Origin of the sequence: Proteinivorax tanatarense (assembly GCF_040267685.1) — a bacterium.
Classification (GTDB): Bacteria; Bacillota; Proteinivoracia; order Proteinivoracales; family Proteinivoracaceae; genus Proteinivorax; species Proteinivorax tanatarense.
On the sequence record NZ_CP158367.1, the window covers coordinates 864,057 to 890,712 of the forward strand.

General features: G+C 33.7%; 26 protein-coding genes and 1 other annotated feature. Of the genes, 23 read left to right on the plus strand and 3 right to left on the minus strand.

Translation table 11 applies throughout. The features are described 5' to 3' along the window. Positions 1–25: 25 nt before the first annotated feature. The 9 genes from recJ to aspS all read left to right on the plus strand — a co-directional run bounded on the left by recJ (position 26) and on the right by aspS (position 11,383). A complete protein-coding gene (recJ, locus tag PRVXT_RS04300) occupies positions 26–2,392 on the plus strand; it encodes a single-stranded-DNA-specific exonuclease RecJ (protein ID WP_350344443.1) in 2,367 nt (788 codons plus the stop codon). Next, positions 2,383–2,895 (plus strand): adenine phosphoribosyltransferase, encoded by a 513-nt coding sequence (locus tag PRVXT_RS04305; protein ID WP_350344444.1) that lies wholly within the window; start codon positions 2,383–2,385, stop codon positions 2,893–2,895. The genes recJ and PRVXT_RS04305 overlap by 10 nt, the downstream gene beginning before the upstream one ends. A gap of 27 nt (positions 2,896–2,922) precedes the next feature. After that, positions 2,923–5,097: a RelA/SpoT family protein gene (locus PRVXT_RS04310; protein ID WP_434064307.1), complete on the plus strand. Its 2,175-nt coding sequence runs from the start codon at positions 2,923–2,925 to the stop codon at positions 5,095–5,097. Next, positions 5,097–5,546 carry a D-aminoacyl-tRNA deacylase gene (dtd, locus tag PRVXT_RS04315; RefSeq protein WP_350344445.1) on the plus strand — a complete coding sequence of 150 codons (450 nt, stop codon included), beginning with the start codon at positions 5,097–5,099 and terminating at the stop codon, positions 5,544–5,546. Before PRVXT_RS04310 ends, dtd begins: the two co-directional genes overlap by 1 nt. Positions 5,547–5,557: 11 nt before the next feature. Beyond that, the gene (locus PRVXT_RS04320; protein WP_350344446.1) at positions 5,558–6,172 is read left to right on the plus strand and encodes an MBL fold metallo-hydrolase; all 615 of its coding nucleotides are present in this window, start codon (positions 5,558–5,560) and stop codon (positions 6,170–6,172) included. A gap of 90 nt (positions 6,173–6,262) precedes the next feature. Beyond that, positions 6,263–6,430: a hypothetical protein gene (locus PRVXT_RS04325; RefSeq protein WP_350344447.1), complete on the plus strand. Its 168-nt coding sequence runs from the start codon at positions 6,263–6,265 to the stop codon at positions 6,428–6,430. 204 nt (positions 6,431–6,634) lie between these two features. After that, positions 6,635–8,041, plus strand: coding sequence for a coproporphyrinogen dehydrogenase HemZ (gene hemZ, locus PRVXT_RS04330; RefSeq protein WP_350344448.1), 1,407 nt, complete (start codon positions 6,635–6,637; stop codon positions 8,039–8,041). Positions 8,042–8,100: 59 nt separating this feature from the next. Beyond that, positions 8,101–8,328 (plus strand) — a binding site (T-box leader). Between the two features lie 48 nt (positions 8,329–8,376). Next, complete coding sequence (hisS, locus tag PRVXT_RS04335; RefSeq protein WP_350344449.1) at positions 8,377–9,648, plus strand: histidine--tRNA ligase; 1,272 nt, start codon at positions 8,377–8,379, stop codon at positions 9,646–9,648. Further along, a complete protein-coding gene (gene aspS, locus PRVXT_RS04340; RefSeq protein ID WP_350344450.1) occupies positions 9,641–11,383 on the plus strand; it encodes an aspartate--tRNA ligase in 1,743 nt (580 codons plus the stop codon). The genes hisS and aspS overlap by 8 nt, the downstream gene beginning before the upstream one ends. A 13-nt stretch (positions 11,384–11,396) precedes the next feature. Here aspS and PRVXT_RS04345 read toward each other — a convergent pair whose 3' ends face one another. Next, positions 11,397–11,687, minus strand: a complete 291-nt coding sequence (locus PRVXT_RS04345) for a hypothetical protein (RefSeq protein WP_350344451.1) — start codon at positions 11,685–11,687, stop codon at positions 11,397–11,399. Between the two features lie 104 nt (positions 11,688–11,791). Between PRVXT_RS04345 and PRVXT_RS04350 the strand changes: the two genes are divergently transcribed. From PRVXT_RS04350 to PRVXT_RS04395, 10 genes are all read left to right on the plus strand, one after another. After that, complete coding sequence (locus PRVXT_RS04350) at positions 11,792–12,547, plus strand: tRNA threonylcarbamoyladenosine dehydratase (protein ID WP_350344452.1); 756 nt, start codon at positions 11,792–11,794, stop codon at positions 12,545–12,547. 35 nt (positions 12,548–12,582) lie between these two features. Continuing rightward, on the plus strand, positions 12,583–13,065 hold the full coding sequence (locus tag PRVXT_RS04355) for a SoxR reducing system RseC family protein (protein ID WP_350344453.1): 483 nt from the start codon (positions 12,583–12,585) through the stop codon (positions 13,063–13,065). A 157-nt stretch (positions 13,066–13,222) separates the two neighbouring features. Then, a complete protein-coding gene (locus PRVXT_RS04360; RefSeq protein ID WP_350344454.1) occupies positions 13,223–14,542 on the plus strand; it encodes a replication-associated recombination protein A in 1,320 nt (439 codons plus the stop codon). A gap of 33 nt (positions 14,543–14,575) precedes the next feature. Next, positions 14,576–15,421: an amidohydrolase family protein gene (locus PRVXT_RS04365; protein WP_350344455.1), complete on the plus strand. Its 846-nt coding sequence runs from the start codon at positions 14,576–14,578 to the stop codon at positions 15,419–15,421. A 67-nt stretch (positions 15,422–15,488) separates the two neighbouring features. Further along, the gene (locus PRVXT_RS04370; protein ID WP_350344456.1) at positions 15,489–16,355 is read left to right on the plus strand and encodes a DegV family protein; all 867 of its coding nucleotides are present in this window, start codon (positions 15,489–15,491) and stop codon (positions 16,353–16,355) included. A 159-nt stretch (positions 16,356–16,514) separates the two neighbouring features. Further along, complete coding sequence (locus PRVXT_RS04375; protein WP_350344457.1) at positions 16,515–17,435, plus strand: tetratricopeptide repeat protein; 921 nt, start codon at positions 16,515–16,517, stop codon at positions 17,433–17,435. 300 nt (positions 17,436–17,735) lie between these two features. Beyond that, complete coding sequence (locus PRVXT_RS04380; protein WP_350344458.1) at positions 17,736–18,743, plus strand: hypothetical protein; 1,008 nt, start codon at positions 17,736–17,738, stop codon at positions 18,741–18,743. Between the two features lie 3 nt (positions 18,744–18,746). Further along, positions 18,747–19,844, plus strand: coding sequence for a hypothetical protein (locus PRVXT_RS04385; protein WP_350344459.1), 1,098 nt, complete (start codon positions 18,747–18,749; stop codon positions 19,842–19,844). Further along, positions 19,844–20,521, plus strand: a complete 678-nt coding sequence (locus tag PRVXT_RS04390; RefSeq protein ID WP_350344460.1) for an ABC transporter ATP-binding protein — start codon at positions 19,844–19,846, stop codon at positions 20,519–20,521. Before PRVXT_RS04385 ends, PRVXT_RS04390 begins: the two co-directional genes overlap by 1 nt. Positions 20,522–20,541: 20 nt before the next feature. Further along, entirely contained in the window at positions 20,542–20,799 is a 258-nt protein-coding gene (locus PRVXT_RS04395) for a DUF2975 domain-containing protein (RefSeq protein WP_350344461.1), read from the plus strand. Positions 20,800–21,080: 281 nt separating this feature from the next. On the opposite strand, the gene istB is transcribed toward PRVXT_RS04395, so the two are convergent. Next, positions 21,081–21,842, minus strand: a complete 762-nt coding sequence (gene istB, locus PRVXT_RS04400; RefSeq protein WP_350342319.1) for an IS21-like element helper ATPase IstB — start codon at positions 21,840–21,842, stop codon at positions 21,081–21,083. Further along, positions 21,808–23,397, minus strand: a complete 1,590-nt coding sequence (istA, locus tag PRVXT_RS04405; protein WP_350342320.1) for an IS21 family transposase — start codon at positions 23,395–23,397, stop codon at positions 21,808–21,810. Before istA ends, istB begins: the two co-directional genes overlap by 35 nt. A 316-nt stretch (positions 23,398–23,713) precedes the next feature. Here istA and PRVXT_RS04410 point away from each other — a divergent pair, with 316 nt between their 5' ends. Genes PRVXT_RS04410 through PRVXT_RS04425 form a run of 4 tightly spaced genes read left to right on the plus strand, consistent with a single transcriptional unit; the run spans position 23,714 to position 26,644 of the window. Continuing rightward, complete coding sequence (locus PRVXT_RS04410) at positions 23,714–24,760, plus strand: P1 family peptidase (RefSeq protein ID WP_350344462.1); 1,047 nt, start codon at positions 23,714–23,716, stop codon at positions 24,758–24,760. A gap of 11 nt (positions 24,761–24,771) precedes the next feature. Beyond that, entirely contained in the window at positions 24,772–25,455 is a 684-nt protein-coding gene (locus PRVXT_RS04415; protein WP_350344463.1) for a TIGR00266 family protein, read from the plus strand. Between the two features lie 14 nt (positions 25,456–25,469). Next, entirely contained in the window at positions 25,470–25,763 is a 294-nt protein-coding gene (locus tag PRVXT_RS04420) for a putative signal transducing protein (protein ID WP_350344464.1), read from the plus strand. A 14-nt stretch (positions 25,764–25,777) separates the two neighbouring features. Beyond that, positions 25,778–26,644 (plus strand): radical SAM protein, encoded by an 867-nt coding sequence (locus PRVXT_RS04425; RefSeq protein WP_350344465.1) that lies wholly within the window; start codon positions 25,778–25,780, stop codon positions 26,642–26,644. The last annotated feature ends 12 nt before the right edge of the window (positions 26,645–26,656 follow it).

The following is a 26,656-nucleotide window of genomic DNA, read 5'->3' on the forward strand; positions in this document are numbered from 1 at the left end:
TAAGTAAAAAGCTGGGAGAAAAATTATGGACAAAAAATGGGTGACGTATAACCCTTGTGCTCAACAAGCAAAAACTATATCAGAACAATACGGCATATCTATGTTTTTAGCTAAGTTATTAGTCAATAGAGACGTTAAGAATATTGACGAGTTTTTAAATCCTAAAATAACTAACTTGCATAATCCTAAAATGTTATTAGGGTCGGAAGAATCAGTTAAAAGAATAGTGTCAGCTATAGAAAAGAAAGAAAAGATTTTAATTTTTGGTGACTATGATGTTGACGGAATTACTAGCACCGCTGTACTGTTTTCAGGTTTAAAAGAAGTGGGAGCTGAACTTCTATATCATATCCCAATAAGAACAGAGGGATACGGGTTAAATAAAGATACTTTGCAAAATTATATAGAACAAGGGGTGACTCTTGTAATAACAGTGGATTGTGGGATTTCAGCTTTTCAAGAAGTAGAATTTTTAAAAAACGCTGGTGTTGATTGTATAATAACCGACCATCATACTCCTGGAGAAGTAGTGCCAGATGCTTTTTGCATTGTTAACCCCAAACAAGATAATTGTAATTATCCTTTTAAAGAATTAGCAGGTGTAGGTTTGGCTTTTAAGCTAACTCAGGCTGTATTTCAGTATTATAAAAAAGACAATTGGGATAAGTTTATAGATATAGTTGCATTAGGGACAGTGGCTGATTTGGTGCCCCTTGTGGGTGAAAATAGAACTATAGTTTCTCTCGGGCTTGAGAGAATGAATAGCCATTTAAGGCCTAACTTTAAATGGTTGGCTGAGGTGAGTGGGGTTTCTGCTCCAATTGATAGTTATCATCTGGGATTTGCATTTGGACCAAGGTTAAATGCTGCAGGAAGAGTAAACGATCCAAACCAAGCTTTAAAGCTACTACTTTGTGATAATGAAAAGCAAGGAGTCGAAATAGCAACAAACTTAAATGAGCAAAACAAGTGTAGACAGGAATTAGAAAAAGAAATTTATAAGCAAGCAGTAGAAAAAGTAGAAAAAATGGACATGAATAAAACGAAAGTTATTGTTTTAGGAGATAGTTCATGGCATAAAGGTGTTATCGGAATTGTAGCGTCTAGGTTAGTAGAAAAGTATTACAGGCCTGTAATTATACTGTCTATAGATAAAAAAGAAAAGATAGCTACAGGGTCCAGTAGGAGTGTAGAAGGTTTTCATTTGTATAAAGCTTTACAACAAGCAAGTCATTTACTAGAAAAGTTTGGTGGCCATGCTATGGCTGCAGGGTTATCTATAGAAATAAATAAAATTGAACAATTTCGTAACGAAATAAATTGCTATGCTAAAGCTGTAGAAATAGACAAACACCTTATTCCAAAATTACCCGTTGATTTTACTTTAAACCCCAGTGAACTAGATCTATGTTTGGTTGATGAGGTAGAATTATTGAAACCTTTTGGACAAGAAAATCCTGCACCTGCTTTTGTAGTGGAAAATCTTCCAATAGCAAACTACAAATTAGTGGGGAAGGATAGGAATCATCTAAAAGTTAGTTTTAATTTTAAGGGAAATTGGATTAATTCTATAGGGTTTAAAAAAGATTATCTTCTTGACACCGTGAGCAAACAAGATAAAATTAATGTATTAGGTTATATTGAAAAAAATCATTATAAAGATAAAACCTCATTGCAGCTAAAGATTTTAGACTTAAAGGGCCTAACAACGGATGAAAGTGATAGTTATCCATTAGACCTACGAGGAAGAGATGTGTTAAAATATATACAAGTACAAGAGTCTAATAATCATAACAAAGAATATGGTGTATTAACTAATGAGTATTATAAAACTAATACAGAAAGATATTTTGAGAATTATGCTAATGTCTCAGTAATTGATTATGAGCAAATATTTAAGTATCAATTGCAGCAGAAAGTTATAGTGTTGTTGCATCCCCCTTGTACTCAAATGCAATTTAGAGATATTCTAGCACACTGGGGGGAGGATAAATTAATAATAGGATTTAAAGAAGAAAAAATAAAATTGCTTCCGACAAAACAATTTTTAAGATTCATGTATACTGTAATGAGGAAAGAATCCTCAAGGGTGGGATTGGACTTAAAAGAAGTTACTGTGCTAATGAAACTTGATAAAAGTAGTAGTTATTTAGCCCACAGGGGTTTAAATATATTAGTAGAACATGATTTGCTAAAAGAACATAATGGACGGTTTTACTTTAATGAGAAAGGTCCGTCAAATGTGGATATAGAGCAAGGCAGGATATTTAAAAAATATCAAAAACAGCAGCAAGTATACGAAAAATGGTTTCAGCTAGCCTTGACTACTTCACTAGACAATCTTATAAAAAGTCAGATGTTTATCGACGAGGAGGAAAAAGTATGGATTTAAAAAGTAAAATACGAGTAATCGAAGATTTTCCACATGAAGGCATTAGTTTTAAAGATATTACAACTTTAATGCAAGACGGGGTAGCTTTTAAAGAGGCCATAAAGCAAATGGCAGAGCCTTTTAAGGGACAACATGTTGATGTAGTAGTAGGTCCCGAGGCTAGGGGGTTTCTAATTGGAACTCCTTTAGCATATGAGCTTACCAGTGGTTTTGCACCAGTAAGAAAATCTGGGAAGCTTCCCTATGAAGTAGTAGAGGCAAATTACGAGTTGGAATATGGTAAAGATACTTTGCAGATTCATAAAGATGCTATAAGACCAGGTGATAAAGTTATAGTAGCAGATGATTTATTAGCCACAGGCGGTACAGTAAAGTCTACAGTTGATCTAGTTGAGGAGCTAGGTGGAGAGGTGATAGGTGTAACTTTTTTAATTGAGTTAACCTACCTAAATGGCAAAGATAAATTGACAGGTTATGATATAAATTCATTAATAAAGTATTAATAATTTATAGGCGAAGGTGGGAATACAGTGTCCAATCATCAGGTGACTAAAATCAAGGAAAGAGTTAAAGAGTATGATAAGCGCTCAGATTTGCACATATTAGATAAGGCCTTTGCCTTGGCACAAAAAGCTCATAGTGGACAGAAGAGGGAGTCGGGAGACTCCTTTATTGTTCACCCTTTGGGAGTTGCTGATATACTAACTAGTCTAGAAATGGATGTAGATACCATAGCAGCTGCTTTTCTACATGATGTAGTTGAAGATACTGAGGTAACAATAGAAGAAATACGTGAGCAATTTGGAGCTAATATAGCTCAGTTGGTAGATGGGGTAACTAAATTAAAAAAAATAAATTTTAAATCAAAGGAAGAGCAACAAGCCGAAAGCTTTAGAAAAATGTTTATGGCCATGGCAACTGACATTAGAGTAATAATAATTAAACTGGCGGATCGATTACATAACATGCGAACTCTATCCCATTGCCCAATTGAAAAACAAAAGCGAATGTCAAAAGAGACCATGGATATATATGCACCCCTTGCAAATAGGTTGGGAATTTTTAAAGTAAAATGGGAACTCGAAGATTTAGCTTTTCGTCATACTCTTCCAGAGGACTATTATAAGTTAGTAGAAAAAATATCTCAAAAACGTGAAGAACGAGAGGACTTTATTAAGAAGATTATTGAACAGCTGAATGACGAAGCTGAAAAGGCAGGAATTGACGCAGATATAGGAGGACGACCTAAACATTTACATAGTATCTATCAAAAAATGGTTAAAAAGGGAAAGGAATTTAATGAGATTTATGATCTTACTGCTGTAAGAATTATTGTTAACTCTGTTAAAGAATGTTATGGTATTCTTGGGATAATTCATAGCTTATATAAGCCAATACCGGGTAGATTTAAAGATTATATAGCTATGCCTAAACCTAATATGTACCAATCACTACACACCACCGTTTTGTGTCCTAAAGGAAACCCTTTAGAAATTCAAATACGTACATGGGACATGCATAGAACCGCTGAATACGGTATTGCTGCCCATTGGCGTTATAAAGAAGGTACAAAAATAAATAAACAATTCGAGGAAAAACTTTCTTGGTTTAGACAATTTGTGGAATGGCAAAACGATTTAAATGATGCGAAAGAATATATGGAGTCTTTAAAAATAGACCTGTTTGATGATGAGGTTTTTGTCTTTACACCCAAAGGCGATGTTATCGACCTTCCTAAAGGTGCAGTTCCAGTAGACTTTGCTTATAGAATTCATACAGATATCGGACATAGATTTAAAGGCGCAAAAGTTAATGGGGGACTTGTATCAGCTGATCATAAACTTCAAAATGGGGATATCATTGAAATTATAACTAAAAAAGAAAAAGGACCTAGTAGGGACTGGCTTACCTATGTAAAGACTTCCCATGCAAAAACTAAAATAAGGCAATGGTTTAGGAAAGAGAAGCAAGGTGAAACCATAGAACGCGGTAAAGAGCTTCTTACCAAAGAAATCGAAAAGATAGGATTTACAACAAGTCAATTATTAAAGGATAACTACCTAAAAAAGATTATTGAAAGATATAACTATTCCTCTGAAAACGACTTATTTGCTGCAATAGGTAACAATAGTTTTAGTGCAAATTCTATAGCTAAAAAATTAGAAGGGGAATATAAAAACGAGTTTGATGACAAAGAGTTAAAAATAGACGATTTAAATATGCATAAAGAAAAGAAGGCTCCACAACAGGGTGTTAGTATAAAAGGAGTGGACAACCTACTAATTAGGTTTTCTAAATGTTGCAAACCTGTACCAGGTGACGATATAATTGGATACGTTACCAAAGGTAGAGGTGTTTCAATTCATCGAAGTGATTGTGTTAACGTAGATAAAAACAAGATATCAGACTCGAGGCTTTTAGAAGTTAGTTGGAATGAGCAAACTAGTAAAAGAAATTATCCCGTAAGTTTTTCAGTTTATGCTTGGGATAGACCGGGTTTATTAAAAGAAGTTATGCATGTTGTTACAGAGTCTAAAGCTGACATATTAACTATAAACGGTAAGGGAAACTCTGATGGGAACGCTTTAGTTAGTTTAACTATAGAAGTAGAAGATAAGGACCATTTCCAAAAAATTAGAGAGCGAATTAAATCAATTCAATCAGTCTATAGTATAAAGCGGCAAGGAAGTAGGGGGGATTATTAATGAGAGCTGTGGTTCAAAGGGTTACTAAAGCAAAAGTAACTGTGGAAGATAGAAATATAGGAGAAATAAAACAAGGTATGATGGTATTACTTGGCGTTGAGTCTGATGATAACCAACAAGATTGTGATTATATTGTAGATAAGTTAGAAAACTTAAGGATATTTGAAGATGAACAGCAAAAGATGAACTTATCGCTCAAGGACATAAAAGGACATGTTTTATTGGTCCCTCAGTTCACTTTATGTGGTGACTGTAGAAAGGGAAGGAGACCTTCATTTTCTGGTAGTGCTCCTCCTAACGAAGCTAAGAACCTTTACTTACAAGTAAAAGAACAATTAAAAAAGAAAGGTGTGACAGTGGCTACTGGCCAATTTGGAGCAAATATGGATGTTTCGTTAGTCAATCAAGGTCCTGTTACTTTACTACTTGATAGTAGAAAACTATTTTAAGGGGGATTACATTGAAAGTAGAACAAGTTGTTGTTGAGCCGTTAAGCACTAACTGTTACATTGTATATGATGGCAGAAAGGGCGTTGTTATAGATCCTGGTGGCAATGCCCAAAAGATAATAAAAATTATAAATTCTTTAGGTATAGAGTTAAAATACATTATAAATACTCATGGACATTCTGATCATATCGGAGCAAATACAGCTTTAAAAAAGGAGTTTCCCAAGGCAGAAATTGCTATTCACAAAGAAGACTCAGATATGCTTACAGAACCGCAAAAAAACCTGTCTGCGCTGATGGGAGAAAAAGTAGTTTCGCCAACCGCAGACATTAAGTTAGAAGATGCAGATTTCTTTGAAGTAGGAAATATGAAAATTGAAGTACTTCACACACCAGGTCATACTCCTGGTGGAATAATGTTGTTAGTTGAAGATTTAATTTTTAGTGGTGATACTGTTTTTAAAATGTCAGTGGGAAGAACTGACTTACCAGGGGGAGACACTGCAACCCTGAGAAAGAGTCTTAAAGAATTTAGCAAGCTAATGACTGAAGATCTAACAATTTATCCAGGACATGGTCCTAAAACTAGTGTTTATTTTGAAAAAGAAAACAATCAATATTTTTAGATATGTACTCCCTAGGTTTGTATCCTTCCTCAAAATAAAATTTCTTATGCTGGTTAAACTAAAGGTAAATATATTTGGGGAGGCGATTTTTTGGGTGCAAACAAAAAAAATAGGAAGTCATACCCGCAAACCAAGTTAGATTATTTTGAGTTTGAGGAATCATTAAATCTAGGTTTGAATGATAGGGAGATTGCTGTAAAGCATAATCTATCAGAAAAGGAAGTAGAGAAAATACAGTTTAATTTAAAGAATAACTAATTGGATTATTAATGCTTAAATCCCAGCCAAAAGCCTTACTAGCTTAGGGCTGGGATTTTAAAAAAACTGATGCAGTGGAGAATGCAGTAATGTAGTTAGCGTTAAGAATTATTACTTTTTTATAAACAGTAGCCTCACCTAGCTGGGGGGTCAAGAGGTGGATAATCGAATGGCACCTGCTAAAATATAAAGGAATGAGATAGTATGTTATCAATTTATTGTAATGTAGATGAAAAGCACACAATCGTAGCCAAGAATATCTTAAGTCTTGTAACTACCCTAGACAAAATTGATTGTAATATAAAACAGCAGAAGGATTATGATTTGTATATAAGCATATATAAAAGTGATGCTAAATTTATTATAAATATACAAAAAAATGCACAAAGAGATATAGTTATAATAGAAACAATTGATGTATTGAATGAAAAATTTACTTTGCGCAAAGCACTTTTTAGGGCGCTTTATAAGGCCATCGGTAAAAGGCCAAGTCCTTGGGGGGTACTTACAGGAATCCGACCTATAAAGATGATAGATAGTTACCTTAAGTCTCATTCTAACCCATACGTTTTTTTAAAAAATCAGCTGTTAATATCTCAAGATAAAATAGATTTATCTTTAAAGGTGATACAAAACCAAGAACAAGCAAACATAAATGGTATACATTTATATATAGGCATACCTTTTTGTCCGTCAAAATGTAGCTATTGTTCCTTTACTTCGTATACAATTGATAAAAACAAAGAAATGGTAGTCCCCTATATTAATACTCTTGTCAAAGAAATAAAACTTATTTCCCAAACAATAAAAGAGCATGGATATAAAATATCTTCAATTTATATAGGGGGAGGAACTCCAACTTCCCTCACAAAGCCTCACTTAAAATTGCTTTTATCTACTTTAGCGAAAGAATTTGATTTAGAAAATATTAAGGAATATACTCTTGAAGGAGGACGCCCTGATACATTAACAGAAGATAAAATGGCAATGGCAAAAGAGTACGGTGTAAACAGGATTAGTATAAACTGCCAAACCTTAAATCCCCGAACACTTAGAAGAGTAAACAGAAACCATAATGCTGAGGATTTTGAAGAAGCTATGGTGAAAGCAAAGTCTATAGGTTTTAAGTGGATTAACACAGATCTTATATATGGTTTAGAAGATGAAAGTCTTGAGGACTTTTTTTGCAGTTTAGAAAAGGTAATTGACCTAGAACCCCAAAATATAACAATCCATTCGTTAGCAGTAAAGCGGGCAGCAGCTACTAAAGACTTCAGTAGTCATTATAAAGATGAAATGGAACAAGGCTTAAAACAAGCTTATAAACTTTTAGAAAATGCTCAGTACAGGCCCTACTACTTATATCGACAAAAAGCTATTGCAGGAAACTTAGAAAACACAGGATTTGCAAAAGATGAGTTATATAGTTTATATAACATTGTTAGCATAGAAGAAAATAGCACAATTTTAGCTCTAGGCTGTGGGGCGGTAAGCAAAATAATGACAAACAAAGAATTTACTCCAATACAAAACCCAAAAGACCCTAATCAATATAGCGAAAGAGTGGAAAAGATTGTAAAACAAAAAATAGAGTTGTTGGAGCAAAGCTAATGTTTATTCCTTCTCTCTTGACATCTTTGTGAAAATGCTATAAAATAATTTCAACCATAATAGAAAAGCTGACAGGGGAATAGTAGTTTAGTAAACTTTATACAGAAAGGGTTTTAAAGCTGAGAGAAGCCTTAAAGAGCTAAATGAACGACACCTCTATATTGCTGTCGTGTTAACCTATTGGGGGAAAAGCGACCGGGATAAGGACCGTTATATCTTTTGCTTAAAGTGGCTATTGTACATATAGCAACTAGGGTGGCACCACGGATTTTTGATTCGTCCCTTATTAAGGACGGATTTTTTTTATACCAAATTATATAAGGAGGTTTTAGATTATGAAATATAAGGTACCTCGAGGAACAAGAGATATTTTAGGTAAAGAAATGCTAATTTGGAATAAGGTAAATAATTCTATAGAGAAATTAGCGAAACTTAATAACTATCAAAAAATAGAAACCCCTGTATTTGAACAAACAGAACTATTTAAAAGAGGGGTGGGAGAAACTACTGATATTGTTGAAAAAGAAATGTATACATTTGACGACAAATCACAAAGAAGTTTAACTTTGCGGCCGGAAGGAACGGCATCTGTAGTTCGAGCTTTTGTAGAAAATAAGCTCTATGGGGGAAGACTGCCAGTAAAACTTTTTTACAATGGTCCCATGTTTAGATATGAAAAAGCTCAAAAAGGAAGGTATCGACAATTTTACCAATTTGGAATTGAAGCCTTAGGTTCAGAAGAGCCTAGTTTAGATGCTGAAGTTATTTTTATTGGCTGGAAACTACTTATGGATGTGGGTATCAAAGCAGAAGAGGTCAAGGTTCATATTAACAGTGTTGGCTGCAAAGAATGTCGAACAAAATATAAAGAAAAGCTTGTTGAGTACTATCAGGATAAGCTGAACAATGTTTGCTCAAACTGCCAAACAAGGTTAGATAAAAACCCATTGCGTTTGTTAGATTGTAAAAATGAAAGTTGCGGTAAATTAGCAGAGCAAGCCCCATCTATTTTTGATGTTATTTGCTCAAATTGTAATGAGCATTTTGAACATGTGAAGGTATACTTAGATATATTTAAAGTTCCTTATGTAATAGATAAAAGGCTAGTAAGAGGACTGGATTACTATACTCAAACGGCCTTTGAATATCGAAATCAAAATGCAACTTCAACCCAAGATGCTTTCGGGGGCGGTGGCAGATATAATGGATTAGTGGAAGAATTAGGTGGACCTTTGACTCCTTCAATTGGTCTTGCAATGGGATTAGATAGAATAGTTCTTGCATTGTTAGAAAAAGAGCAGCCTCAGGACAGCTTAGAATTTTTTGTCGCATGTATGGGGGATGATGGCGTAAATAGATATGCAACAGAGATAATGCAACTTGTCCGAGAAAAAGGTTATAGTTGTGATAAAGATTATGGCAAAAGAAGCTTCAAAGCACAGATGAGACTTGCAGACAAATGCAATGCAAAAAGGGCTATTATTGTAGGTGAAGAGGAGTTAAATAATAAAACATTAACGCTGAAAAACTTTAACAAAGGAAAACAAGAAATTATATCGTTGGAACAATTAAAACAACAACTGGAAAGGGGTAGTTTAAGTGTCTAAAAGAACACATTATTGCGGAGAAGTTAATGAAGAACTAATTGACAGCAATGTAATATTGGAAGGTTGGGTAGCAAAAAGAAGGGATTTAGGTGGCCTCATATTTATAGATGTAAGAGATAGAGAGGGCATTGTACAGGTTGTTGTGGGCAATGATTATCCTGAGGCTTTAGAAATTGCGGATTCACTACGCAGTGAGTATGTAGTTAGGGTTAAAGGAGAAGTAAAGCCTCGTAAAGATGTCAATAAAGATCTAAAAACTGGTAAAATTGAAGTGATTGCACAACAAATTGAATGCTTAAACACCTCAAAAACTCCGCCATTTTACATTACAGATGATGCAGACGTAGATGATAATATTAGACTTAAATATCGGTATCTAGATATTCGACGTCCTAAACTTATAAATAACCTAATGCTAAGAAGTAAAACAGCAAAAGTTATTCGCGACTACTTAGATGAAAATGGTTTTTTAGAAATTGAAACTCCTATATTAGCTAAAAGTACTCCGGAAGGCGCAAGGGATTATCTGGTCCCTTCTCGAGTAAATAGCGGAAGCTTCTATGCTTTGCCACAATCACCTCAAATTTTAAAACAGTTATTGATGGTAGGGGGAGCTGATAGGTACTATCAAATAGCACGTTGTTTTAGAGATGAGGACTTGCGTGCTGATAGGCAACCAGAATTTACCCAAGTGGATATCGAAATGTCATTTCCTCAAATGAATTCCTTTATGGAGCTTATGGAAGGGATGGTAAAAGATATCTTTAATAAAGTAAAGAAAGTATCGATTGATACTCCCTTTAGAAAAATTGAGTATAGAGAAGCTATGAACAAGTACGGTTCTGACAAACCAGACTTAAGGTTTGATATGGAAATAATAGACTTAACTAACATTGTAAAAGCTTCGGAGTTCAAGGTTTTTTCACAAGCTGCAAAAACTGGTTCGGTAAGAGCGGTAGCAGCCCCCGCAGCTCATTACAGTCGTAAAGAAATTGATAGATTAACGGAGTTTGTAAAAAAATATAAAGCAAAAGGATTAGCGTGGATTTCCATAAAAGAAGAGGGGATTAAGTCTCCTATAGCTAAGTTTTTAACAGAGGAAGAAATTAACGGTATAATAAAAGAAGCTGGTGCCAAATGTGGCGATACCATCTTTATTGTGGCTGATACTGACAAAGTAGTCCTTCAATCCTTAGGAAATCTAAGACTACAGCTAGCAAAAGAATTGGGAATTATCGATGAAAGTAAGCTAGAATTTGCTTGGGTAGTTAATTTTCCTCTATTTGAATATGATGAAGAAGAAAAACGTTATGTAGCAGCTCATCATCCTTTTACACAGCCTAATGAAGAGGATATAAAGATGCTAACTGAATCCCCTGGTAAGGTTAGGGCACAGGCTTATGACTTGATATTAAATGGCGTGGAGATAGCTGGAGGAAGTATAAGGATTCATAATCAAGAAATACAAAGTAAAATTTTTGATGCCATTTCTTTATCTAAAGATGAGGCTAAAGAAAAGTTCGGATTTCTACTAGATGCTCTGCAATATGGTGCTCCACCCCATGGAGGAATCGCCTTTGGTTTTGATAGACTAGTCATGTTGTTAGCGGCAACTGATTCAATAAGAGAAGTAATAGCCTTTCCTAAAACCACTAGTGCTACTGACTTGATGACAGAGGCACCTGCAGGGGTTTCTCAAAGCCAGTTAGATGAGTTAAAGTTAAAAACTAAATAACATTACTAATGGACTAGCTAGTTGTTTTAGCGTTTAGTTTTTTAATAAGATCATGGACCACATTAGAACCTCTTGAAATAATAAGGCCTGTAAGAAAATAATCAATTATTGGCGTTGTAGTATCGATGTTCAACGCAGCAAGTAGTCCTGTTCTTGTTGTAATGCTAATTGCTACCCCAAAAATAATAGATAAAATCTGAGTCTTATAATCTTTTAGCGAGGGGAATGAGTTTTTTATAATTTCAATTGTAAACTCTACTAATATTGCTAAAATAACTAATGTTGTTAGGGTGTTGACAGTCAATTTGTTCACCACCTTTTTAATTTAACAATAAACTTATATTATCTTTATTAGATTAAATACAACAATATACAACGGAAATAAAAAATCTTACGAGGTGAAACAAAATGCAACATAGATTTTCACGGACGGAAATGCTTATTGGAAAAGAAGGACAACAAAAACTGGCAAATAGTTTTGTAGCTGTTTTTGGGATAGGTGGGGTTGGTTCCTTTACTGTTGAAGCCTTAGCAAGATCAGGGGTAGGAAACATTATGTTGGTGGATTTTGATGAGGTTTGTATAACAAACCTCAATAGACAAATTCATGCTACTAGTAAAACAGTAGGCAAAAAGAAAGTAAAGGTTATGGAAGAAAGATTGAAGTTGATAAACCCTAAAATTAACGTAAAGGCATTAGCAGAATTTTATAATGACAAAAACCATGAAATGTTCTTCGGTGAGAAACTAGACTATGTTGTAGATGCTATTGATACTGTGTCTGGAAAGCTGAATCTTGTTGAACAGTCTTTCGAAAGGAAAATACCTATAATATCAGCTATGGGTGCTGGCAACAAATTAAAACCAGAGCTTTTAGAAATTGAAGATATTTCCAAAACAAGCATTTGTCCTTTAGCTAGGGTGATGCGCAAAGAACTACGCAAAAGAGGTATCATAAAGGGACTAGATGTTGTGTACTCTAAGGAAAAACCCTTGCAACCTTTGCTACCATCAGATTGTAAAAGTAACTGTGTTTGTCCTGGGGGAGATGGTCACTGTACTAAAAAAAGGCAAATACCAGGAAGCACTTCCTTTGTACCATCAGTTGCAGGATTGTTAATGGCAGGTAAAGTAGTGAATAATATTATAAGTTATAAAAGGTAAAATTGACTAAAAATCTATGCTCTGATAAAATAAACGTGTCTAATAAAACATATATTGTTGCTTCTGTTGATATTTTAATAATACGGTGCTATTTAGAAAGGATGTTGGATATGGAAAACGTAGGCACTGTTGTAGAAGTTCAGGGTGATAAAGCTGTAGTTGAAGTACAGCGTCATAGCTCTTGTTCTAAATGTGGGGCATGTAATATGGGCTCTGAAAAATCAAAATTAATTACTGCTGAAAATAAAGTAAAAGCAAATGAAGGCCAAAAAGTTTTGATAGATATGGCTACTGTAGGTGTATTACGTGCCGCTTCCATAGTTTATATAATACCTTTGATAGCCTTGTTTTTTGGTTTTTTAATAACTACAAATCTATTAGATGGTAATGAAGGATATGGAATGCTTGGTGGCATAGTTATTATGATAATAACTTTTCTGATTATCAACAGACTAGAACCTAGGTTTAATAAAAATAAGGGATATAAACCAACAATAACAGAAATAATAGATAACTAACTTTAAAGCCGGCACTGCCGGCTTTTTTAATCAGTATTAACCCCAGACTAGCTGTTTCAAAGAAATGCAATTAATGCAACGGCAAGTTCTAATAATTGATAGAATTGGAAAGGAAAACTTTCCTTATTTAAGTTTTACTTTGGAAAGGAGTTAGCTTATGGATTTGTTTAACTATAATAAAGATAACTCATCTCAACCCTTAGCGGCGAGATTTAGACCTACCACTTTAGATGAGTTTATAGGGCAAACTCATATTGTAGGAAAAGGGAGTTTATTGAGAAGAGCGATAATGGCTGACAAGCTAACATCGATGATTTTTTATGGTCCTCCTGGAACAGGAAAAACAACTTTAGCCGAAGTAATTGCAAATACAACTGATAGCCACTTTATGAAACTTAATGCAGTTACTTCAGGGGTAAAAGATATAAGAGAAGTTATAAATACAGCGAATGATAATCTCAATATGTATGGACAAAAAACTATTTTGTTTATTGATGAAATTCATAGATTTAACAAAAGTCAGCAAGACGCCTTACTTCCTTCAGTTGAAAAAGGAACAATAATTTTGATAGGAGCTACTACTGAAAATCCGTACTTTGAAGTAAATTCAGCGCTGATATCAAGAGCTACTATATTTAAATTAGAACACTTAACCCATGAAGAGCTTGGAGAAATGCTGAATAGGGTGCTTACAGATGGTAAAAAAGGTTATAAAAATTTAGGAGTTAATTTAGACTCTGAAGCTAAAGAGCACCTGATAAATGCTGCAGGAGGTGATGCTAGAGTTTTACTCAATGGCCTTGAACTTGCAGTTTTATCCACACCTACAGAAAGTGACGGAACAGTTAAAATAACCTTAAAAGAAATTGAACAGTCTGTGCAAAAAAAAGGAATAATCTACGATAAAGGTGGAGACAATCATTACGATGTAATTTCTGCTATGATAAAGTCTATTAGAGGTTCTGATCCTGATGGGGCAGTATACTGGCTCGCTAGGCTTATCGAGGGGGGAGAAGACCCTAAATATATAGCAAGAAGATTATTAATACATGCATCGGAAGATGTTGGGAACGCTGATCCCAATGCTTTAAACTTAGCTGTATCAACATTCCATGCCGTTAATTTTGTGGGCATGCCGGAAGGAAGGATAATTTTATCTCAATGTTGTTTATACCTAGCCACTGCTCCAAAAAGTAATAAAAGCTACATAGCAATAGATCAGGCACTGCGAGATGTTGTTAACCACAAAACTGCTACAGTTCCAGCACACCTTAAAGATAGTCACTATAAAGGGGCTGAGAAACTAGGACATGGTGTGGATTATAAATACCCTCATAGTTATTCTAATAACTTTGTGAGTCAGCAGTACCTTCCAGATGAACTACAGGAGAAACGCTATTATAAACCTGGTGAAAGCGGATATGAGCAAAAAATCAAAGAATATATAGATAAAACTAAGGGAAGTTGGGAAGATTAAGTGTAGAATTTTATCGAGGAGACTATATATTGTATGGAGATAATTGATGCGCATATGCATTTTTCAAATGTAAAGCTTTTTAAAGACTGTGCTGATACAAAATCTTTAAATGAATATAACTTTCAAGGATTACAAAAGGAGCTAAAAGAAAACAATATTGTAAGTTGTATAGCCATGGGGGTAACTGAAAGTGTAGATGGAAGATTTCCCGATATTCAATCAGCTAATCCCATGGAAGTAGATATGGAACCAAAACCTTCTAAACTACATGAATGTCTAGGGATTAATCCTTTTAGACTTAATGGTAATCCCGAAATACTTGAAACAATTGAGGAAAAAATTGCAAGTAAAAAAGTAGTTGGCTTTAAACTTTATCCTGGGTACTACTCTGTTACTGTTGACGATGATGTGTATCAATCAATATACGAGCTAGCAGAAAAATACTCTATGCCTATTGTAATTCATATGGGAGATACTTTTTGTCCATATGGTCATATAAAATATTCTCAACCCATGACTTTAAGTGAACTAGTATTACAAAGAAGAAATATTAATTTCGTAGTCGCCCATTTTGGTAATCCGTGGGTATTAGATACTGCTATGCTTGTTGCTAATAATCCCAACGTTTATACCGACCTTTCTGGTATTTTTATAGGCAGCAAAAAAGATATATTTGCTAAAAAAAACGGACATGTATTTAATAACATAAAAACCGGGATAGCATATTGTGAGAATTATGATAAATTATTGTTTGGTTCCGACTGGCCTTTGGTACAATTGGGTCCATATATAAAGTTTATTAAAGATATAATACCCGCTAGATATCACAGAGCTGTGTTTTTTGAAAATGCGTTAAAGGTGTTTAAAGGTTTAACATAACTACATACATTGTTATCTTTGCCTGAAGGCATTTAGATAAAATAAAATTAGTAAAGGAGTGCAAATGATGAAAAAGCCATTAATCATGACCGACTCATGTTGTGATTTACCTATCTCTATAGTTGAAGAATATGATATACCTGTTATATTACTAAACTTTAACTTTAAAGGTGAGAGTTATGAAGATGATTTTGGCCAAACTATTGGGTATGAACTTTTCTATGATGAGGTAAGAAAAGGAGAGATGCCTACCACATCTCAAATTAATTCTTATGAGTTCGAGAAGTTCTTTGCGCCCTACTTAGAAAAAGGAGAAGATGTAATTTATATTGCTTTTTCCTCAGCCCTAAGTGGAACTTGCCAAAGCGCAATGTTAGCAAAAGAAAGCCTTAGTGAAAAATATCCCCAAGGAAGTTTAACTGTAATAGATAGCAAATGTGCTTCTATGGGGCAGGGCTTACTTGTTTATTTAGCTTATAAACAGATGGAACAGGGTAAAAGTAAAGATGAAATCGTAGAGTGGTTAGAAAGTAATAAATTGAAACTAAATCATTGGTTTACTGTTTCTGATTTGAACCACTTAAAAAGAGGGGGCAGAGTTTCTGCTGCCAGTGCAACAGTGGGAACCCTTCTAAACATTAAACCTATCTTACATGTAGATGATGAGGGAAGGTTAATACCAAAAAGTAAGGTTAAAGGAAGAAAAAAATCAATAAAAACCTTATATCAACATTTAAAAGATGAAATTTCTAACGAAAAGCAGACTGTTTTCATTAGTCATGGTGACTGCAAGGAAGAAGCTGAAAAACTAGCTGAATTAATAAAGAAAGATTATAATCCTGAAAAAATTGTCATAAATTACATTGGACCTGTTATTGGATCTCATTCTGGACCAGGGACAATTGCTCTTTTCTTTATGGGCGAGAAAAGATAACACAAATAGGAATAGCACTAATACTTTTATACTTAAAAGCAAGCACATATTTTTGTGCTTGCTTTACTAATTTTATTAAAAGTAAAGAAGCGGCTGAACTTGTTTACAAAGATGTATTTGTAATATACTATAAGTGGGGATATAGGAGGGTTTTAGTTTATGAAGGATAAAGGATACAGGATCAAAAACTATATAATTATAGCCCAAAAGATGATTGATGATGGGAAAATTTTACATGGTTTAAAACACTTATTAAAAGGTTATAGACTACCTGAAGGCAAGAAAAATGAGGAGCTAATTCTAGAACTAGCGCTGTTATATCAAACTATGGGAAAGCTTGAAAAGGCCAAGATTAAGTTTAAGGAATTAGTGAAATTAAATAGTGAAAATTCATCTGCCTTTTATGGTTTAGCAATAATTTTTGATGAACAGGGAAAACACGAAAAAGCTATAAGAAACTACTCAAAAGCGATAGAAATTGACCCCTATTATCATCAGGCTCATTTTTTTTTAGCCAATGTCTATGATAGAATAGGCAATCAAAAAGGTGCAATTAATCACTATAAATCTGCCATAGAACTAAAAGTAGATTATTTTTGGGCGTACGTTAATTTAGGTTCCATATATGAAGAGCTAGACAGAGACAATGATGCCCTTAATATGATGACAAAAGCTTTAAAAATCAATTCTCAAAACTATAAAGTTCTTTTTAACATGGGAGTAATATTAACTAAACTAGGAAACATGGAAGAAGCTATAGATTACTATAAAAGAAGTATTAAACAAAATTCAAATTACCCGTATAGTTATTTAAATTTAGCTGTAATTTACTCAAAACAAAAAAAATATAAAAGTGCCATAACTGTTATTTCTCGAGGAATTACTGAAAATCCTGATGTTGCAGTTCTATATTATAATAGAGGATGCTACTATGCTCAGCTAAATATGCCAGAATATGCTTTAAAGGATGTTATAAAGTCAGTAAGGCTAAACCCTAAACTAAAAAAATCTGTTAAGGAAGATACGGATTTACAAATAATCAAACCATTTAAAGATTATAAATATTTTATCGAAGGTTAAAAAGTGAAGGATTGTCCACTAATTTTCAGCAAAGCAAGAATTAAATGAAAATTAGTGGACAATTTTTATATTATCTGCAAGAATATAGTTAATGAAAGTTTTAGAGGGCTTAATAAAATATATTTTAAGATTACATGACATACATTAAAGTAGTGAAGTTTAACTATGGTTTTACCTGGGTATCAGCAGAGCATGCTAATGCAGGGTTGTGGCCTTGCTAAAAATGTGCTTTAAATAACCCAAATAAATAAAAAGGTGTAAGTCTTGTAACTAAATCAAATAAAGTGTTAGGGTGATTGAATGAAAAAAATAAATTTTCTTCTTGTTATTTTTGGCGCTATTAGTGGAGCAGCTTTATCCATATTTTTTATATTTACAATGATACAATTAGGAGGCCAGTCGGACACTCCTTTTGAGATGAGCGAAGATTATATGGAACTAGTAGTTAGAAACGTTGACCCTCCTGGGTCACCTGATTACTTACAAAATCAAATAAAAGAAACTATATCAGGACGGGAAATGTTGTTAATTATGGAAAATGTTGATGCCATGGGACTTGCTGTTTATGACTCAAAAGGCGCTCTAAAAAAATATCCTCTAAAAAGTGGAACTTATTTAAGTTTCGAAGATTACATAGAAAATAAACCCGTAATTTTAGCAAAAGAAGATTCAATAGTACATACTGTAAGTTCAAATGAAAATCAATATACCCTAAACGATCAGGTTTTTAAAGTACAAGGGATATATGATTCCAGCCATCCGCTATACACACACTATACTGAGTATGTTTACAATTTTTTTCATGCCTCCGACCTTAGGGGAACATATTATATAGATGGTGAGGACTTATCTGTGATAAATGATGTGATAAAAATATTAGAAAATAACGGATACAAAGCTCATGTTGTGAATTCAAAGCAAGAAAATTTTAGCAGTACAATAAGACAACTCAGCAATAATGGATTATATGTAGCAACTTTTCTAGGTACAGTGTTTATTTATCTTAACTACTATTTATTTTATCGATTGTATTTATTAAAAAACTTAAAGGTTTTTAAAATTCATCTTAGATTTGGAGCTACAAAGACAAAATTGTTTTTAAGATGGTCTATAACGGTGTTATCAAGCTTATGTATAGGTTCAGCTTTTAGTTCGATATTTTATCTTCTTGTTATACAAAGAAGTGAAATACAACCTTCTATTTTAGGGCTTATAACTATTATGACAGCTAATTTAGCCGCAAGCTATTTTATGTATTTATTAGCTTTTATAAGTCAAAAAAGATTAGCTTTCGAAAATGGGGAGTAGATTATGAAAAAAATAATTTATTACACTGGGAAAGATGTTAGCAGTAACTTAACATCAATTGTCCTTTTTATCGGTCAGTTAGTTCTTGCAGTAAGTTTTATTTTTATAGGTGCTGGACAATTAATAAGCAACCACCAATACGCAAACTTAGCTGATAACCTTTATGAATATGATGTAATTAACTTTAATGTTTACTATGGTGTTAATCCAGTAAATTTAAATAATGAAATGGAAGAATTAGTAATAGAAAAATTTAAAACTAACAAAGGATTCTCCTTTGTAAATAGCTTACATTTTTCTGAATTTCCTAACGTAAATGTAGTTGTAGGTTTAGGGGAGTTTGGTGAAATCTTTGATTTGTATCCAGATAAAGAAACAAGCAATGATCCACTAGTTTTACTGGGGAGTGGTGTATCAAAAGTTGACGTGGGCGAAAAAATTCCATTTGGTGTCACTGAAAGAGAAGAGCTTGTAGTAAATGAGAGACTTCCACAAAATACCTCATACTTGCAAAAACAGACATATATAAATTTAGATGATAGTATAGTGATATTAACTACATTAGAAAGATTTAATGATAGTTATAAAAAAATCTATAATGAAGAGATTATTACCAACATGGGTTTAATAAACACAGCTGATGATGAATTGCAAAATTTTATAGAGGTAATGTCACAAAATGATACTTTAGATTTAAGCCCTGTTAGACTTAATACAGTAGCTCCTGATTTATATTCTGAAACAAAAGAAAGCGTTATGGTGTTCTTTGTTTTTTTTCTGTTAACCATAATATTTATCGGTATCGGAATTATTTCTTCACTAATTAGATTAGTTGATAATAACCTACAAGAATATGCCATCCATCGTTTGTATGGCGCCACTTTAAAAGAATTGTATTTACGAACGGTTCTATATGTCTTGGCAATTGTTGCTGTTCCTTTTATTTTTTCGTTCAGTTTTAGTAAGGTTGCCAGTCCAGCAGAGATACCTTTAGCTTATTTTATTATAATAACCGGAGCGTGTGTTATGGTATTTTCATATTTTCCTCTGAGAAAATTAAAAAAACAAGAGTTGACATGCTATATAAGGAGGGATTATTAATGGAACCAATTATAAAGGGAACAGAGTTAAAAAAAGAGTTTAGTAGCGGAAAAACTAAAGTCTTAGCAGTAAAAGATGTTTCTATAGAAATTAATAAAGGTGATAAAATAGCTATAACCGGTCCATCGGGGTGTGGCAAAACTACATTATTAAATATATTAGGTTTAGTTGTTAAGCCTACCTCAGGTACTGTTACTATAAATTCAAAAAACACCGAAAATCTTTCAGAAAAAGAATTAGCTACACATAGAAATAAAGTTTTTGGTTATGTTGTACAAGAATTTGCTCTTATCGAAGAATACACTGTATTTGAAAATATTGAGATACCGTTGATGTATTCAAGCGATAAGTATAGCAAAAAAAAGAAAAAAGAAGTTATTACTGATGTGCTAAAAAAAGTGGATTTATCAGTTAAGGTTAATGAAAAAGCTAAAAATCTTTCTGGTGGTCAAAGGCAAAGAGTTGCTATAGCAAGAGCAATTGTAAATGATCCGCAGATAATTTTAGCCGATGAGCCCACCGGATCTTTAGATTCACAAACTGGTGAAGAAATATTAAAAATTTTAAATAGCTTAGTAAAACAAAGGAAAACCCTTGTGCTTGTAACACATGATCATAGCTTAGCACAAAAATGTGATAAACAAATTAAAATGTCTGATGGAGAGATTGTTGGGTAAAAATGAAAGGGGACTAAAGTATGAAAGGGAAAGAAATATCTGTACGGTTAAAGTTTATGTGTGTTTTTGCAGTATTTTATTTAACTTTAATAATCTCAGTTATGATTCCTTTTATGGGAGCAGAGGTAGCTAGGGTAAACCCTGAAAAGGTATACTTTTTTTGGCCAACTTTAATATTTATCTGGGTGACATCAATCCCGTTTTATATTGCAAGTTTTCAAGGGTGGTTTATATGTCAAGAAATAGGAGATGATAATTTCTTTAGTAAAAAAAAATGAAAAAAAGTTTGGGATTATAAGTAAACTTGCTTTGTTAGAATGTGTGCTTTATTTTTCAGCGTTAATCTTACTACTTATGGTAGGCTTATTACATCCCAGTGTTTTCATTTTGATAGTATTTATTATTTTCTTATCTTTTGTAGTTTGGATTATTTCTAAACTATTTAGATATATTATTGAAGCCAATGATAAATAGATTTGATTATAACAATGTTGGGGTTGTAACTGGCAAGTAGAATTGGAGAAATTTTGGCAATTAATTTTCCCTATCCTTTTTCCAGTTAAAACCTAGAATTTTCTTCAAAAAATGATTCTCTGTGTGCTAATCTATAACTTTTACCTGACATATTAAATAACTCACATCTATGAGTGATTCTATCTAAAACAGCTGTAGTTAAAGCTGGGTCACCCAATAGTTCAGTCCAGTCTTCTAGACCTTTATTTGAGGTAATAATAAGTGATGCTTGTTCATGAAGTGCCGTTATGAGTTGGAAAAACAGGTTAGACTCTTCCCTAGATATCGGCAAGTAACCTAGTTCATCGATGATTAGTAAGCTAGAGGACAAAACCTTATTTATTTTGCCTTTACTTTTTCTTGATATCTCTTGGGTTTTTAAACAGTGCATAAGGTCGTTCATAGTAACAAAGCTAACCTTGTACCCCATCTCAACAGCCCTGTAGCCTAGTGCTATTGCTAAGTGAGTTTTACCGACCCCAGGAGGGCCCAAAAAAATTAAATTATACATACGGTCTATCCATTCCAATTCCGATAAACTGTTAACTTGTCTTTGAGTTATGGACTTTTGAAAATCTAAATCAAAATCTTCTATAATTTTAAGTGTAGGAAAACCAGCGTTTTTTAGCCTTCTTGCCTGTGCTTTTTCTTCTTTTAGTTTCATTTCTTCCTGAAGTATGTTTAACAAAAATTGCTGATATGAAATGCTTTTTCCATCTGCATCTTGAACGACTTGAGAAGCGTTTGTATTTAAGTAGTCAAGCTTTAATTTTTTAGCATTTTCTTTGATTAGCTCCAATTTCTCCACTGTGACTGTCCCCTTTCAAAGAATTAGTATACTCTTCAATACTTCTTATTTCAGGCTTTAAATCCTGATACTTTGAAGGGGTAGAAATGTCTGCCTTAAAGTACTTTTTATTAAGTTGTCGTTTTTCTTCCTCCTTAAAGTATTGGATTGTATCCTTAAGCATGCCAGCGCTGTAGAGTTTTCTTTCAACGCAGTAATCAATAGCTTTTTGTACAAGTGACGGGTTTTCAGATGTCACTGTTTTAATTATTAGGTTAGATTGATCTTTAAAGTATCTAGATTTTTCAGCCCTAATGATATCAACAAACGTTATTGCCTTATCAGTTTCTCCTAAACTTTTTAAAACTTTCTCACGCATTTCGTCGCAACTGTACTTTCTTGATTTTTGCCTATCTGGGTGGTCTATTGTTACTAGCTGACCTTTTCCTTTAGCAATTTTATGTGTGATAATCAACTCATTAGTATCTTTATCAATTATTTCGATACAATCTTTTTTAACTGATAAATTAACTTCTTTACCTGGTGAATAAGTCCCTATGGGTACTTGATATCTGTTTTGTTTGTAAAATACTGTATTGTTTTTTCTTACTAGATAGGTTAAAATTTTAGTATCAGTTGATTCAGCAAAGAGGGTAGGTATTGGCATTAAGTGTTCCTTTTCCAGAGCAAACACTTCTGCCGGTACCTTCTTTGTTGTTTCATGGACTTTTTTATTGCCGGTTCTTTCTAGCCATTTTAGATTATCATCATTAAAGGATTCAATATCTACAAATTTTCTATGTTTAGCGAAGTTATTCTTGGCATACTTTACTACAGCTTCTACTTTGCCTTTGCTTTCAGGATCAGCCTTTCTGCAAAGGTACACTTTAAACTTAAGAGAGTTAAGATAATTTTGAAATCCTTCGGTATATAATATATCTCCATTGTTTTCAGAAACTACTAGTACTTTATCTTGATCATAAACTATCTCTTTGGGTCTGCCGCCAAAGTACTCAAAAGCTTTGTTGTGGGCTTTGATGAAACTTGATGTTGTAAATGGCTTGTCCGACCACCATACGAACTTGTATCTTGAATGGGATAAAACCATTCCAAAACAATATGCTTTTACTCTTTTATTATCATGTGTCTTAAGCCATATCTCTCCTAGATCAACTTGAGCTTGATACCCCATAGGAAGATTTTCTATTTCTTCATACTGCCTAACTGATGTCACTTTGGGCAAGTCATATTCTTTTCTAAGCTTGTTTACATAGAGCCTTAGAGTTCTTTCCTTAAAATCTAGCTCACCATGTTTTTCTAAAAGCCAATCATAAATCTGAGCGGCTGACATATCTCGGTATTCTTTAATCCATTCTAAAATTTGCTTTTTGTATTTATCCACCTTCTTTCTCCGTGATTGAGCTGTATTATGGAGCTCTGAAAACTCATCAAACTCCATATCCCAGTACTTTGATACGGTCTTGTAGTCAATCTCTAGTAGCCTTGCAACTTGGGATTTATTTAATCCCCTAGACCTATTTTCTTTAATTTTGGCAAACATATCCCACCTCTTCAATTCTCATACCTCCTCTGATAAATTAACTCTTTAATTTTATCAGAAGGGGTATTTTTTTAGTAGATAACTGGAAAAAATTCTCCGTTTCTATTTGCCAAAATCTCTCCATTTTAGTTTACCATTTACAGGGGTGTTAGTTTGCTTTTAAAGTTAACTAACACCCTTATTAATACAAAGTTTTTTTGCTTAACTAGTTGGGAATCCAGGGATTCATGTGGGATAACAGTTAACTAACATTATTTGGACAAGATAACTACTTTTAACTAAAGGTATTTGTTATAATAGAGAGAATAGTATTTGGGGAGGGGGATTAACAATGACAAAAAAGCAAAGTATAAGAGAGTATGGTGTCCAAATAGGCAACTTATCTACTGGACAAAAAAATTCCATTGCTGATGTGGAAGGTGTTAAAGTAGGACATGTGACCTTGAAAAAAGGCAGAATAAATACAGGGGCAACTGCCATCATACCCCATCAAGACAACATTTTTTTACATAAACCCATAGCTGCTAGCTATGTAATAAATGGGTTTGGAAAGTCAATAGGTTTAACTCAAATTAATGAGCTTGGTACATTAGAAACGCCAATTATTTTGACAAATACATTTAATGTTCCCGCTGCCTCTGATGCTTTAATAGAATATTCTTTAGCAAATAATGAAGATATTGGTGTAAAAACAGGAACAGTAAATCCTGTTGTGGGTGAATGTAACGATGCTTACCTCAATGACATTAGAGGACAGCATGTAAACACATCCCATGTTTTAGAGGCTATACATAATGCTAGTTCAGACTTTGAGCAGGGAGATGTTGGAGCGGGAACTGGAATGAGTTGTTATGAATTAAAAGGTGGTATAGGAAGTGCTTCGAGGGTAATAAAGCTAGGATGTCATAAATACACTTTAGGTGTATTAGTTTTATCTAATTTTGGACGAAAAAAAGATCTCATAATTAAAGGGATGTCTGTAGGTGAAGAGTTAGACCATCAAGAAGTTGATTGTTATGGAGAAAAAGGTTCTGTTATAGTTGTTTTAGCAACGGATTTGCCTTGTAGTAGTAGACAGCTTAGACGAATTTGCAAAAGAGTACCTTTGGGTCTTTCCAGAACAGGGGCATATGCGTTCAATGGTAGTGGAGATATAGTACTTGGTTTTTCCACAGCAAATAAAATAGAACATTATCCTAAAGAAGAACTCCAAGAAATTAAGGTAGTTAGCGAGGACAAACTAAATGAATTCTTTAGGGCGGCAGTAGAAGCTACTGAAGAATCAGTGCTAAACTCAATGACTTTTGCAGAAACATTAATAGGGAGAGATGGGCATAAACGTATTTCAATAAATGAGTTTTTACAAAATTTACTTTAGGGGGTGTTATTATGAAGTATGATATTAAAGGTGGCAACTTTCCAGTGGTGGAATTATCTTTAAGTCCCGGTGAAAAAGTTTACTGTGAGACCGGTGCTATGTCTTGGATTACCGATGGTATTGATATGCAAACATCAAACAAAGGTGGAGTTTTTAAAGGTCTAGGGAGAGCATTATCGGGAGAGAGCTTTTTTTTAAATACCTATACCTCAACAAAGGAAGGGGATATTGCAGCCTTTTCTTCTCAAGTCCCTGGAGATATTGTCCCTATAGATGTGGAAAAGACCCCGGTTGTGGCACAAAAAAGTGTTTTTCTAGTTGCTGAAAATAGTGTTCAGCACAAAATCAATTTTCGGAAAAAATTAAGAACTGGTTTTTTTGGTGGCGAAGGATTTATTATGCAAAAATTTTATGGAGAGGGTTTAGCATTTTTTGAAACTGATGGAAGTGTTATACAAAAAGAGCTAGCTCCTGGAGAGAGGCTACGCATAGATACAGGTAATGTTGCTATGTTTGAAACCTCTGTAAAAATGGATACAACTATGGTAAAAGGGTTTAGCAATATGCTTTTTGGTGGCGAGGGACTGTTTTTGACAACCCTTACAGGCCCAGGTAAAGTATGGTTGCAAACAATGCCAATTTCAGGATTAGCATCTAGTATTATACCTTTTATTCCAACTGACAATAGTAAGTAAAGGAGAATCCCATTGTGAAGTGTCCAAACTGTAAACAAAAATTTGATGAAAGTAAAGAGTTTTGTCAACATTGTAATCTAAAGAAAACAGATTTAAAGTTAGTAACTGTATTAAAGACCAGTAATCCAATGACTATTTCCTTTGCAAAATCAATTCTACAAGATAGTAAAATTAAATTTATCACTAAGGGTGAAAGCATCAGAGCGGTTTACCCTCTTACTAACTTGGGCACAGTAGAATTTTTGGTGATGAAAAAAGATGAATCTGAAGCTAAAAACATATTAAAAGAAATAAATGAAACATCTTAGCAGGAGGGGATTTAATGCTATATGATATGCCGTTATATAGGCCGCCCAGCGAAGCAAAGAGTGCAATAATTCAAGTTACTGTTGGTTGCTCACATAATAAATGTTCTTTTTGCAGTATGTACAAAGAGAAAAGATTTACCATAAAATCTGAACAAGAAATACTTTATCATATAAACGATGTGTGGGCTAACAATAAAAAAGCTAAAAGAGTTTTTTTGGCGGACGGTAATGTTTTGACATTAAAAACTAAAAAACTTTTGTTTATTTTGCAAGAAATTAAGAAAAAGTTTTCAAGTATAGAAAGAATAAGCTGCTATGCAGGGCCCAAGGATATACTTAATAAAACGGAAAAAGAACTAGAGTTGCTAAATCACTCAGGGTTAGACATGTTTTACCTCGGCGTAGAAAGTGGCAACGATGAAGTATTAAAAGCCACAAATAAAGGAGTAAATAGCGCTGAAATGATTGAGGCAGGGCAAAAAAGTGTGGAATCGGGGTTTGTTTTGTCTACAATGATTATTTCAGGCCTAGGCGGCAAAGCGATGTTTTATGACCACGCTATAGATAGCGCAAAGGTAATCAGTAAGATAAAGCCCCATTACTTTTCTGTTTTAACGCTAATGATTGAAGAAGGGACAGAGTTAAGTAAAATGGTTGCAGAGGGAAGGTTTGAGGTATTATCACCTAACCAAGTGATTGAAGAGATGAGCATTATTATAAGCAACTTAGACCTTAACCAAACAGTTTTTAGAGCTAACCACCCATCAAATTACTTTTTGTTGGCTGGTGTTCTTAATAAAGACAAGGAAAGGCTAGTTGGCCAGCTTGAACAAATTAAAGACAGCCAATCTTATAGGAAAGAAAGTTGGCGTGGATTATAAAGGTAGTAAAAA